9 protein-coding genes are annotated in these 12,815 nt (G+C 67.3%); 4 read left to right on the forward strand and 5 right to left on the reverse strand.

Going from position 1 to position 12,815, the window contains the following annotated elements; all coding sequences use genetic code 11:
- Positions 1-53: 53 nt before the first annotated feature.
- From PX653_RS12525 to PX653_RS12535, 3 genes are all read left to right on the forward strand, one after another.
- Positions 54-3,056, forward strand: a complete 3,003-nt coding sequence (locus PX653_RS12525; protein ID WP_277418185.1) for a reprolysin-like metallopeptidase — start codon at positions 54-56, stop codon at positions 3,054-3,056.
- 117 nt (positions 3,057-3,173) lie between these two features.
- Entirely contained in the window at positions 3,174-3,743 is a 570-nt protein-coding gene (locus PX653_RS12530; protein WP_277418186.1) for a cohesin domain-containing protein, read from the forward strand.
- A 189-nt stretch (positions 3,744-3,932) separates the two neighbouring features.
- Entirely contained in the window at positions 3,933-4,400 is a 468-nt protein-coding gene (locus PX653_RS12535; protein WP_277418187.1) for a hypothetical protein, read from the forward strand.
- A gap of 12 nt (positions 4,401-4,412) precedes the next feature.
- Here the strand turns inward: PX653_RS12535 and PX653_RS12540 are convergent, their stop codons facing one another.
- A complete protein-coding gene (locus PX653_RS12540) occupies positions 4,413-4,661 on the reverse strand; it encodes a hypothetical protein (protein ID WP_277418188.1) in 249 nt (82 codons plus the stop codon).
- Between the two features lie 165 nt (positions 4,662-4,826).
- Here PX653_RS12540 and PX653_RS12545 point away from each other — a divergent pair, with 165 nt between their 5' ends.
- Positions 4,827-5,417: an IMPACT family protein gene (locus tag PX653_RS12545; protein WP_277418189.1), complete on the forward strand. Its 591-nt coding sequence runs from the start codon at positions 4,827-4,829 to the stop codon at positions 5,415-5,417.
- A gap of 26 nt (positions 5,418-5,443) precedes the next feature.
- Here the strand turns inward: PX653_RS12545 and PX653_RS12550 are convergent, their stop codons facing one another.
- The 4 genes from PX653_RS12550 to PX653_RS12565 form a co-directional block, all read right to left on the reverse strand.
- Complete coding sequence (locus tag PX653_RS12550) at positions 5,444-6,643, reverse strand: DUF418 domain-containing protein (protein ID WP_277418190.1); 1,200 nt, start codon at positions 6,641-6,643, stop codon at positions 5,444-5,446.
- 68 nt (positions 6,644-6,711) lie between these two features.
- Positions 6,712-8,667 (reverse strand): helicase-related protein, encoded by a 1,956-nt coding sequence (locus PX653_RS12555; protein ID WP_277418191.1) that lies wholly within the window; start codon positions 8,665-8,667, stop codon positions 6,712-6,714.
- A gap of 217 nt (positions 8,668-8,884) precedes the next feature.
- Positions 8,885-10,069 carry an IS4 family transposase gene (locus PX653_RS12560; RefSeq protein ID WP_277418192.1) on the reverse strand — a complete coding sequence of 395 codons (1,185 nt, stop codon included), beginning with the start codon at positions 10,067-10,069 and terminating at the stop codon, positions 8,885-8,887.
- Positions 10,070-10,254: 185 nt separating this feature from the next.
- Positions 10,255-12,735 (reverse strand): sensor domain-containing protein, encoded by a 2,481-nt coding sequence (locus PX653_RS12565; RefSeq protein ID WP_277418193.1) that lies wholly within the window; start codon positions 12,733-12,735, stop codon positions 10,255-10,257.
- Between the last annotated feature and the right edge of the window lie 80 nt (positions 12,736-12,815).

A 12,815-nucleotide genomic window follows, 5' to 3' on the forward strand; every position in this document is an offset into this window, starting at 1 on the left:
ACACAGGCACGGCCACTGATGTGTAGAGAATCCGATACCCGAAAGGACACTGCATGAGAACCAAGCTTTCGCCCCCGTCCGCACCCGATGGGCTGAACCGGCCACACAAGCGCGGCCCCGGTGCACGAACCACCCTTGCCCTATGCATCGCCCTCGGGTGGGCCGCCGCCCTCGCCCCGGCCCAGGCGGCCCAGGCCACGGCGCCGGTGTCCACGCAGGCGGCAGCCGCATACTGGCAAAGCGTGCCGGTGCCGTCCGAGTCGCTCACCGTCGGGGGCGGTCGCCAGTTGTCGGTCAAGCCACGCAAGTTCCACGCCGCCGCGTTGGACAAGGGTGGCATGCAGTCCCTGACCGCGGGCGCACCGATGGAACGTCGTGACGGCGCCGTCATTGGCGAGCAAACGATTTCGCTGCCCCATCCGGACGGGGGCTACCAGCGCTTCGTCATCGTCGAGTCGCCCGTGATGGAGCCGGGCCTGGCGGCGAAGCACCCTGGTATCAAGACCTACAAGGGCAAGGGCGTGGACGACCCGGGCGCGACGCTGCGCATGGATATCACGCCACTCGGCCTGCACGCCTCCGTGCGCTCGCCCGCCGGCGGCTGGTACGTCGACCCGTACTACCACCTGGACGACAGCCTGTACGCCAGCTATCACCGGCGCGACCTGCCGAACCAGCACGGCCCGCTGCTGGAAAAGCCGCTTGCCGATGCGCGCCTGACGTTGACGCGCGGCTTCTACCAGCCGGGCGAGGCGCTGGAAGTGCGGGGCGCCGGCTTCGCGCCGGGGGCAAGCGTGAGCCTGACCGTGCGCGCCGAGGGCGACAGCGCGCCGCTGCGTACCGTCACGGCCACGGCCGACCAGGACGGCACCGTCAAGGCGACACTGACGGCCGAGCCGAACGGCACGCCGGGTGCCTACGAGGTGACGGCCACCGACGGCCGCAACGCCAGCACGGCCGCCTACCACGTCGTACGCGAAGGCGCGGCAGTGGAAGCCAGTACCGGCACCCAGCTGCGCACCTACCGGCTGGCACTGGTTTCCGACCCGTCCTACGCCAGCTACTTCGGCGCCGCCAACGTCACGGCGGCCAAGGTCACGCTGATCAACCGCGTCACGCAGATCTATGAAGACGAGACCTCGATCCGCCTGGTGCTGATCGACGCCACCGACAAGCTGAATCTGAATACTGCAGCCGAGATGACGGGCGCCAACGGGCCCTGCGGCCCCACCGCCTGCTACACCCCCAGCCAGGCTGCCAGCTGCGGCAGCAGCCTGCTCGGCCGCAACCGCATCGTCACGGGCCTGCTGGCGGGTGCCAGCAACTTCGACGTCGGCCACATCGCACTGGGCCTGAACGGCGGCGGCATCGCCAGCCTGGGCGTCGTGGGCGCCAGCGCCAAGGCACAGGGTTGCACAGGCGTGCCGACCCCGGTCGGCGACCTGTTCGCGGTCGACTACGTGGCCCACGAACTGGGCCACCAGTTCGCCGGCAACCACACGTTCAACGGCGTGAACTCCAGTTGCAGCGGCGGCAACCGCAACGACGAGACCTCCGTGGAACCGGGCAGCGGCTCGTCCATCATGGCCTATGCCGGCATCTGCAGCACCGACAACCTGCAGCCGCACAGCGATCCCTACTGGTCGCAACGCAGCTTCGATGAGGTCGTCACCTACGTGAATAGCGCCGAAAGCGTGCTGAACGAACTGCAGATGGTGGTGCTGCGCCAGTTCGCCAGCGACGGCCAGCAGTTCCAGGTGCGCTGGAACGGCAAGCTGTCGGCGCCGATCGTGCGGGGCCGCAACTACAACGTGGGCGCCCTGAAGGAAGCGATCCAGAGTATCGACGGCTGGCCGGCGGGCGGCACCGTCGCCATCAGCGCCGTTTCCGACACGGGCTTCACCGCAACGTTCAGCGGCGCGTTCGCCGGGACCAACGTGGCGCAGCTGGAGATCGTCAACTGCACGGGCGGCTGCAGCGCCATCGTCGGTGAAATCACGGCCGGCGGCCCGACGGCTCGGGGCGGCAAGGTCTCCGCGACGGGCAACCAGCCCCCTGTCGTCACGGTCGCGGCGGGCTACACGATCCCGCTGCGCACGCCGTTCGCCCTGACCGGCAGCGCCGTGGATCCGGATGGCGATCCGCTGACCTATCTGTGGGAGCAGAACGACCGCGGCGGCAACAGCGGCACGGGCCTGCTGGACAACACGAAGACCAACGGCCCCCTGTTCCGCCAGTTCGGCATCCGCGCCGTCGTCACCAGCGCGGGCACGATCCAGTACAACTCGCCGGGCGAGAACCACGTGACCGCCGATCCGACCCGCGTGTTCCCCGACATCGCGCAGATCCTGGCCAACAATACGAACGCGGAGACGGGGGCCTGCCCCACGCCGGCCTCGAACCCGACGGCGGCCGACATCGATTGCTTCTCCGAGTTCCTGCCGACGGCCGACTACGTTGGCCTGCCGGGTGTCAACCCGCGCGCGCTGAACTTCCGCGTGACGGCCCGCGATGGCCAGGGTGGCGTGGGCAGCGCCAGCACGCGCCTGACGCTGGCACCCGAAGCCGGTCCGTTCCGGGTAACGTCGCACAACGCCGCGGCCACGGTGGACTCGGGCTCGACCCAGACGGTCACGTGGAGCGTCGCCAATACCAACGCGGCGCCCGTCAATACGCAGAACGTGCGCATCACGCTGTCGGTGGACGGCGGCAAGACGTTCCCGCACGTGCTGGCGGCAAGCACGCCAAATTCGGGCAGCAAGGCGGTCACCCTGCCGGCACTCGCCTCGAAGACGGCGCGCATCAAGGTCGAGGCCATCGGCAATGTGTTCTTTGACGTGTCGAACGCCAACTTCGCGATCCGCCTGGCGGGCGACGTCAATGCCGACGGCAGCGTCGACTGCGGCGACCTGGGTGTCGTGCGCGGGGCGCTGGGCAAACGCACCGGTCAACCCGGCTACGACAGCCGGGCCGACGTCAATCGCGATGGCGTGGTCGACATCCGCGACCTCTCCGGTGTCTCCCAGCACGTCGCCAAGGGCACGGCCTGCAGCTGACCCGGCACCGCAGGGCAGCGGGCCAGCGGCCCGCTGCCCTGGCAGACTTCCCGCCGGAACGCCGGCGGGTCCATCAACGCCCCCCGGCCGCGTGCGCCTGGGGCAAAGGAGAGTAATGTGAAAAGTTGGCAAGCCTGGAATCACCGCCTGACGATCGCGCTGCTGCTGGGTGCCGCATCCGCGCAGGCATCGGCCGCTCCCGTATTGTCCGTCAGCGCCTCGCCGAACCCGGCCGTACGCGGCTCCACCGTCGACCTGAGCGTGCTGATCGCCGATGTCAGCGACCTGTACGGCTACCAGTTCTCGCTGTCGTTCGACCCGGCCATCCTGCGCGCGACGGCCGTCACGGAAGGCGCCTTCCTGGGTACGGGCGGCAATACGGTCGGCGGCTACGACAGCATCGACAACACGACCGGTGCCGTCTCGTTCGTCTACAACTCGCTGATCGGCCAGACGGCCGGCGTCAGCGGCGGCGGCGCCCTGGCACACATCCGCTTCGACGTGATCGGCATCGGCACGACCGCGCTGACGTTCTCCGACGCGCTGTTCCTCGATTCACGCCTGGCCGACGTGGCCGTGCGCATCGATGCGGCGCCGCTGCAGGCGGTGCCGGAACCGGAGGCCTACATGATGCTGGGCGTTGGTCTCGTGGCGCTGGCCGCGCTGCGCCGCCGCCGGGTCGGCTGACCCACGGCGCCGGCCCGGGCCCTGCCAGTGCAGGGCCTTTTTTTCGGCTGGCCGCCAGCCATTGCCAAATTCTATGAACGGCACACCGCTTACGTGCTAAGGTCACGCCATCGCCACCGCTGCCGCCGGGGCGTCCTACGGCTCGATGGGCGGTACCTGCGAGACTTCAACGACCGTTGCGAGGCTCAGATGACCGACGATCAGCGCAAGGACCAGCAGACGGCGCTTGCCGTCGCAGCCGGACTCGACATCGATGTCCTGTGGGGTTGCGTCAAGGCGTGGCGCCACATGCGCATGCGCGAGGTGCCCCGGCACGTGGCACTGCGCGTGCTGTCCCAGGGCGGGGCGCGCCGGGGTACCGATGCGCGCCAGCCCCCGTCGGACCAGGACCGGCTGCGCCGCTCGATGCCGCAGGTCTCGGCGCGCTGTCCAACCGCCCCCTCGCCTCGCAGCAACGTCGAACTGGCAACGATCATCGACCAGGCCCTGGTACTGCTGGCGCGGCACGACCGCCACTATGCCGAGGAGTTCCTGCGCATGCACAGCGTCGGCACGTCCACCATCATGCGCGTGTTGTACGACCCGAACCGGCGCCGTGGCGATGCGCGCCGGACGCCGGCCGGCAGGGCCGTACAGGATGGCGAACTGGTGCGCTGAACGCGACCGGACTCAGGCCTTGGCGTCGGGCAGGCTGTCGCGCTCCCGGGCTGGCACGCCATACCACCTTGGCGTGCAAGTGGCGCCGGCGCGGGCACTGCCGTCACCCAGCAGCACGCGCCGGATCGTGGCCACCGCCACACCCTGGTTCTCCAGGTAATGGGCAGCGTAGCGCCAGCCGTGCGTGCAGGCGACCGTCACGCCATGGTCGATGACGTGGGCCGTTGCCATGTCGCTGCGGCGTTCGTCGATGGTACGCATGGTGCCTCCTTTCCGTGGCTTACCGGGCGGCCATGCCCGGGCGGGCTTCACGTTAGCATGGCGGCATACACCTGAGCGATTGGAATTGGCTAACGAAGCGGGGTCGCCTGCACGGCTGTACGGGCGCCCGGTACAATCGCCACTTCATCCATCGAAGTTGCCGTCATGCCGCACACCCTTGCCGCGCCCTGCTGCGCCGACCTGACCATCAAGAAAAGCCGGTTCCTGGCCTGCGTCCAGCCGATGACGGACCGCGGCGCCGCCCAGGCCGTGGTTGCCCAGCTGAAGGCCCGGCACCCGGGCGCGGCGCACGTGTGCTGGGCACTGCTGGCGGGCGGGCAATCGGCGGCCGTCGATGATGGCGAACCGAGCGGCACAGCCGGACGCCCGATGCTGGACGTGCTGCGCCACCAGGACCTGGAAGGCGTGCTGGCGACGGTGGTGCGCTACTTCGGCGGCGTCAAGCTGGGCGCCGGCGGGCTCGTGCGGGCCTACACGGACAGCGTCGCGCAGGCCCTGTTGACGGCCGAGCGCGTTGCCATCGTCAAGTCCAGGATCCTGCACTGCAGCGTGCCGTATGCGCTGGAAGGCCTGCTGCGGCGTGAGCTGGACGGGGCCGGCGCCACCCTGGACGAGGTGCTGCATGGGGACGACGTGCGCGCAACCTTCAACCTGCCGGAAACGGGCGCGGCCGCGCTGGTCGCGCGCCTGAACGAGGCCGGCAACGGCCGCGTGAGGTGGCACGAACCGGAGTGATCGAGAAAGCAGAGGTGACTCATGAGTCAGATGCCCGTCCGCGATGCACGCACGGCCGGCGCAGGTGCGCCGAGCCACGTGGCGCGGTGCCACAGCGCCTCCAGGGGCCCCTGCCGGTAGCGCCGCAGCCACCAGGCGCACAGGCAGCCCTGCAGCAAGGCCAGCGCGAGGCCGATCGCCAGGCAAGCGGTGGCGCCCGTGACGCGGTACAGGCCCAGGCCGAAGCCGTAGTACAGCGTGGTGCCGACGAGCGACTGCACCACGTAGCTGGTCAGGCTCATGCGCCCCAGCGGCGCGAACGCGCGCAGCACGCGGGTCCCGCGGGCGGCATGGAATCCCAGCGCGAACAGTGCCACCAGCACGACCATGAAAGCCAGCTTCATCCACGATTCCACCATCACGGTCACGGGGCGACGGAGGCCCTCGGCGGCAATCCACCGCCCCAGCTGGTCGTTGACGAGGTACAGCGGCACGAACGCCAGCACGGCCAGCAGCAGCGCGCGGCGCCAGAACACGCGGTTCGCGTGGGACAACGCAAAGCGCCCCTGTCGCGCCGCCAGCATGCCCAGCATGAACAGCGCGGGAATCTGGAACAGCCGGCCGTTCTCCCAGCTCCAGCGGAGCACGCCTTCCTTGCCGTTCGTCAGGTTGCCCAGCCAGACCTGCGCCAGTGTGCCGTTGGCCAGATACTCGTTGGCGCGGCCGAAGTACGCCCACGAGGCCGGATCGGGCAACGTCGCCGCCGGCGCCGGCAGGGCCTGCAACAGGGCCAGCCATGCGGCCGGTTGCAGCAGCAGGATCAGCGCTGTCGCCAGCACGAGGCCATCGCGCAGGCGTGCCACCGGCAGCAATGCCAGTGCCAGCACGGCATACAAGGTCAGGATGTCGCCCTGGTAGAAGAGCGAATTGAACAGGCCGAACGCCAGCAGCAGCGCCATGCGCCAGACGAAGCGCGGCCGGAAGTCCTCGCCGCGCGCGGCGCGGGCGCTGAACTGCAGGTGGAACGTGACGCCGAACAGCAGCGCGAAGATGGCGTACGACTTGCCGCCGAACAGGAAGAACGCACTGTCCCATATTTGCCGGTCCAGGCTGGCCAGCCAGCCTGGTTGGCCGGCGGGCACGTGCGTCAGGTCGAAATGCTCGATATTGTGCAACAGCATGATCGACGCGATGGCGAAGCCGCGCAGGGCATCCACCAGGTCGAGGCGGGCAGCGCTCGGGGTCATGTCGTCTCCAGTGTTCTTATCCTGAAAACGTTATCACAGAACGCCGGGGCGCGCCAGGAACAGCAGCGTCAGCGCTGCCGGCGCGGCTGCCGGCGCGGCTGCCGGCGCCGCGCCGAGGCATTCTGGTCCTGCAGCATCGAGTCGACCCGCTCGGAGGCCTCGCGCGACAGCTGCTGGGCCAGTTCCACGTCCGGGAAGTACTCCGGCAACCGGTAGCCCAGCCACGCATAGGCCGAATACATGCGGCATGTATCTTCCACTTCCTGCAGCGTCATGTAGTGGAGCATGTGCTCGTCCGGCTTCAGCCGCGTGATGCGCTTCTTCGACAATGACACGGCCCAGTGTTCCCACGCGCTCTGCAATGACGCCACCTTGGTGGCGACCGGCACCAGCGACATGGTGAATTTTTCCGCCACCGTCAGCGCCAGCGTGTCCAGCCACTCGGCGCGCTCCTTCTGGTCTTCCGTGATGCGGGGATAGAAGAAGCCGTCCGGCACGTCGATATTGTGGATGAAGCGTTTCAGGAGCTTGGCCAGCGAGGTCTCGCCGGTCACCGCGGCGATACGGTGCAGGTGCTCCAGGGTGGGCGCCACCGAGAAACCGCTGGTGTTCAGCGGCGTCGGTTTTTCCTTCAGCAGCGAGCGCATCACCTCATGCGTCTCGGCATCCATGCCCGCCACCAGCCCTTCCTCGTGGATGCCGTAGCGCCCTGCCCGGCCGGCGATCTGGCGCGCCAGCGCGGCGGGAATCTCTTCTTCCTCGTAGCCGTTGAACTTGACCGTGGCCGTCATGACGATGCGCGCGATCGGCATGTTCAGGCCCATCGCAATGGCATCCGTGCCCACGACGATGTCGGCGCTGCCGTCGCGGAAGCGCTGTGCCTGCGCGCGCCGCACCTCCGGCGACAGGTTGCCGTACACGGTCGCCACCGAATGGCCCTGCTCGGCTACCATGTCGCGCCACATCAGCACGTCGCGGCGGGAAAACGCGATCAGTGCATCGCCGGGACGCAGGTTCTTGACCTTGCGCACCGGCCCCGGCTCCATTGCCAGCGGCCCCTTGCGCTTGAGTACATGTACTTCCAGCGGACATTCCAGCCGCTCGGCCAGCGCCTCGATGGCCCGGCGTGCTTCCGGCGCGCCCACCAGGTAGACGGTCCGGGCCGGCGCGCCGCACACGGCGGCGGTCCAGGCGGCACCGCGATCCCGGTCGGCCAGCATCTGGACCTCGTCGATGACGGCCACGTCCACGGCCGTGCGCGTGTCCAGCATCTCGACGGTGCTGGCCACGTGCGTGGCACCCTCGGCGATGCGGCGCTCCTCCCCGGTGACGAGACTGACGGCGAGGGGCTTGCCGTGCTGCGTGACTTCCAGCAGGCGCTCGTAGTTTTCCAGCGCCAGCAGGCGCAGCGGCGCCAGGTAGACGCCGCTGCCGGCCTTGGCCAGCGCTTCCATCGCCTTGTGCGTCTTGCCCGAATTGGTGGGACCCAGCAGCGCGATGAACTTGCGCGGCAGGCGCCGCGCCACGTCGAACGACGCCGGGTACTCGGCCAGGTTGATGCTCTGCCGGGTACGCTCGGCGTGCTGCTCCTCGCGTTGCCGCTCGACGGCGTGGCCCAGGCGCTGGCGGATGCGGTCGAACACGACGCCGGCGGGCTCGGACGTCTGCAGGTCGGCCAGCGTGTGCAGGAAGTCCATGGCATGCAGGCCGACGTCGTCGCACTCCTGCGCCATCTCCGCGACGAACCCGCGCACGCTGTCGTGCAGCTCGCGCAGCGCGCGTTCGCCGGACCGCTCGCGGATCAGCTGCGCACGCGCATCGCGTTCCAGCTTGCGCCACTTGGACGGCTTGGCGAGCACGCCTTGCGCCGGCACCAGCGCATACGGCACTTCCAGGCCCGCCTCGGCCACGTTGCCGTCAAAGCGCAGGAACACCCTGCCTTCCATCTTGACGAGGGCAATGCCTCGTTCGGCCAGGCCCAGCTCCTGGCTCAGGTCGTCATCGTCGTCGTGGTTCGCGGTCATGGGGTCGGGGCGTCAAAAAAACGGCCCGAGTATAGCGCGGCGGGTGATTAGCGTGGTGTCCGGGACGCCGCGGGCCATGACCGGCTGCAGGGCCGGCGCGGCAATCGCTTGGGGTCTGTCCCGCCGGGACTGACCCCGGTTTCCCATGTTGGCAGGCGAGCCGATGAAAACCGGGGTCAGTCCCTGAAGGGACAGACCCTGAGCCTTCCCCTCATTTTTAATAGATGAGCACTAGACTAGCCAGCTCCTGCATAGCTTCGTGGAGCTGGCTGTGCGTCAGCCTTCGATACCTGACGTCGGCGAGCCATTGGCGAGCTAAGGAAACGATCGACACAGTTTTCGCGGATTTGGGTTTGCTGCCGTAGCGCATACGATAGCCCCGACTTTGCGCAACGATGCCGATGATCCATAGGGCGAAGCTGAGCAAGGTGCCGATAAGAAGTAGTGCGGCGAGACGCTTGGGTTGGCGTGTTTGACTGTGGCGAATCCCCATCCCCCACCGCGGGTTTTTGAGGTCGCGGAAAGTCTGTTCGATTTGCATGCGACAGCTGTATAACGCGACGATCTGTTTTGCACGCAGCTTCGATAGCCCTGGTGAGACGGACAACAGCCAGGGTTCGGATTGTCCCTTACGCTGTTTGTTGCTGTGATGGCTGCCGGCGTCATTGCCGAAGACGGTCAATTTCTTTCGTCCTTGGGGCGACTTCTTCACCAAAGTCAGACGGCATTTCACCAAGCGCGATTGGGTATGTTCGAACCTTCCCAAATCGCGTGGGACCTTAGTGGCGTGAGGGTAAAGCTCTTTGCAAGGCTGCCACTTCGTGGTGCCTTCTACGCGAACGGTGTCGAGATTACGAATTCTACCGATCCAATCGTAGCCGAGCTCGCCGAGCATCTGGAACCAAGTCCCCCGAAAGCCCGCGTCGGTGATGATCACTGGACTGCGGTGTGGAGGCAGTACCGTCCGTAGAGTCTCCAGGAAACGATGATGGACTTGTCTGCTGCCATACGACTTGGTCGGATGCAGCTCCTCATAAATCGTGATCGCACGCCCCTCCACTACCACGGCGGCGCGCAGCAAATGCTGACTTACATCCGGCAGCAAATCAGACCAATCGACGATCACTGCAATGCGCTCCTGATGCGGCAGGAGGTGGTGCGCCAAGGCCTTGAAGATACTTACCCGCTCCTTGGCCAAGTGAGCGTTACTTAGAAGGCGGTCGATGCGCTTGATCCGATAGCGTAGGCTTACTTCACTTTCTAGCGCCTTGCTCATTCCCATCATTGCCAGCCCGCCGCTGCGGGCCGCTTCGACAGCATCGGCCAAGCATCTCCGCCGTTTGGCGTGCATCGCGGAGCACTGATCGGCCAAAAACTTCTGTATGATTTGCTGTGCATGCATGGTCTGTGCCTTTCATTCGCAGTTTGGTCGCTACGAATAAAAGGGCTAACACAGCCATGCATGCGCCGTTTTTGGGATTGAAAGTTAACAGCTTCCGCTTCCGTTTACAACAGAAATTTGTGGGGAAGGCTCAGGGACAGACCCCAAGCCTGGGTACCGGCTGTCGGCGCCAATACGGGTCCACATCACATCAAATGCTCGCCGATCATCCGCTCCATCTCGTGCCCCTCCAGGGGCGTGCTGAGCAGGTTACCCTGGGCGGAATCGCAGCCGTGGCTGCGCACTGAAGCCAGCTCGGCCGCCGTCTCGACCCCCTCGGCGCACACCTGGATGTTCAGGCCGTGGGCCACGCCGACGATGGCCGCCAGCATCGAATTCTCCGGTGCGCCCGACAGCGACTCGCGCACCAGCGCGCGGCTGGGCTTGACGACGTCCAGCGGGTAGCGCGACAGCGAGGACAGTGCCGTCAGTTCCGTGCCGAAATTGTCCAGTGCCAGCCGGACACCGCTGTTCTTCAGCTGGCGCAGGAACGCTTGCGGCGACTTCGGGTCCAACAGGAGGCTTTCGCGCAGCTCCAGCTGCAGCCGGGCACACGGCAGCCCCGTTTCCTGCAGCACCCGCCGCAGTACGGGCAGAAAGCGTGGATGCTTCAGCTGGCGCGACGAAACGTTCAACGTCAGCGGCGCATCGAATCCGGCGCGCAACCAGCCGCGGTACTCGCTGCAGGCCGCCTGCAGGGCCCACTCGCCGATCGGCAACATCAGCCCGGCATTTTCCGCGTCCTGGATGAACTCGGCGGCCGTCAGCAGGCCGCGCTGGGGATGGTGCCAACGCAGCAGGGTCTCGATCCCCGTGATGTGGTTCGTGCGCATGTCGAACTGGGGCTGGTAGTGCAGGCACAGTTCGTTGTTGCGCAATGCGCCCAACAACTCCTGTTCCAGCCGCAGCGTCTCGCGCACGGCCGCGCCCATCTCGTCGCGGTAGCGCTGGAAGTTGTAGCGCCCCCGGTGCTTGGCCTCGTACAGGGCCAGGTCGGCCAGCTTCATCAGCTGCTCGCCGTTGTCCGCGTCGTTCGGGTACAGGGCGATGCCGATGCTGGCGCCGCTTTGCGTTTCCCGCCCGTCCAGCAGGTACGGCCGGCTCAGCTCGTCGACCAGCTTTTCCGCCAGGGCGCCCGCTGCCGACGGGTCGGCCAGGTGGGTCTGGATCACGACGAATTCGTCGCCGCCCAGCCGCGCCGCCAGGTCGGTCGCGCGGATATGGGACGTGATGCGCTCAGCCACCGCCTGCAGCAGCAGGTCGCCCACATGATGGCCGAGGCTGTCGTTGATCGACTTGAAGCGGTCCAGGTCCAGCAGATGCAGCGCCACCATGTGGCCGTCGCGGCGTGCATACGCCAGCGCGTCGCGCATCCGGTCGGTGAACTGGGCCCGGTTCGCCAGTCCGGTCAGCGAATCGTGGTTGGCCAGGTGATACGACTGCTCCATCGCCCGGCGCAGGTCCTCCTGCGCCTTCTTGCGCTCGGTGATGTCTTCCACGATCGCGATGCTGTACTGGGGCCGGCCGTCCTGCTGCGGCAGCGACATCGTCACCTTGACCCACACGAACGAGCGGTCCTTGCGCAGGTAGCGTTTTTCGAGGACGTAATGGTCGATCGCGCCGGTGCGCAGCTGGCCGAACAGCTGCATGGTCGGCTCCAGGTCGGACGCATGCGTGATCTCCAGCAGCGACATGCCGACCAGCTCCTCCTGCCGGTAGCCCAGCATCTCCAGCAGCTTCGTATTGACGTTCTGGATGCGGCAGTCGAGCGCCGCCTCGAAGATGCCCAGCGGCGCATTCTGGAACGTGGCGCGGAAGCGCTCGTCGCTGCGCCGCATGGCTTCCTCGGCGCGGCGCTGGTCGGTAATGTCCTCGAACACGCCGATCGCGTATTCGGCCCGGCCCTGCTCGTTCAGCAGCACCCCGGCGGTAATGCGCACCCAGAAGGCGCTGCCGTCCTTGCGGCGCAGGCGGCGCTCGCGCCGCACCCGCGCCACCTCGCCACCGAACAGCTTGCGCATCAGCTCGGCAGTAGCGGAAGCCTCCTCGGCAACCGACAGGTCCAGGTAGGCCAGTCCGACCAGCTCTTCCGCGCCGTAGCCGGACATGTCGACAAACGTGCGGTTGGCGAACGTGAGCCGGCCGTCCAGGTCGGCCAGCACGATGCCGACGGGCGCGTATTCGTACAGCAGCCGCAGCCGGTTCTCGCTCTGGCGCAGCGCGGCCTCGGCTGCCTTGGCCGCGCTGATGTCGCGCGTCAGCTGGACAAACCCCAGCACACCGCCCCGTTCGTCGCGCAACGTACTGATATGGATCGCCGCCCGGAAACGCGAACCGTCCGCGTGCAGCCGCTCGGCTTCGGCCTGGAAGCTGCCTTCGCGCGCGGCCGCAGCCAGCGCCTGCGCGGGCCTGCCGGCGGCACGTTCTTCCGGCGGGTAGAAAATGGAGAAATGCCGGCCGACGATTTCGCTGGCGGCGTAGCCCTTCAGCTGCTCCGCGCCCGCATTCCAGCTGCGCACGGTGCCGTCGGTATCGAGGATGTACAGGGCATAGTCGCGCAGCTGGTTCAGGAACGGCCCCAGCAACCCCGCATAATGGTCCAGCTGCCAGTACTGCGGATCATGCATGATCTGTCCTCGTCCGGCTGCGTCACGTTGCCACGGGCCCCGTGGCCCGTTCCTGCCACGATGCTATCGTGCACCTCGAT

It is taken from the genome of Pseudoduganella chitinolytica, from assembly GCF_029028125.1.
In the GTDB taxonomy this organism is placed as follows: domain Bacteria; phylum Pseudomonadota; class Gammaproteobacteria; order Burkholderiales; family Burkholderiaceae_D; genus Rugamonas; species Rugamonas chitinolytica.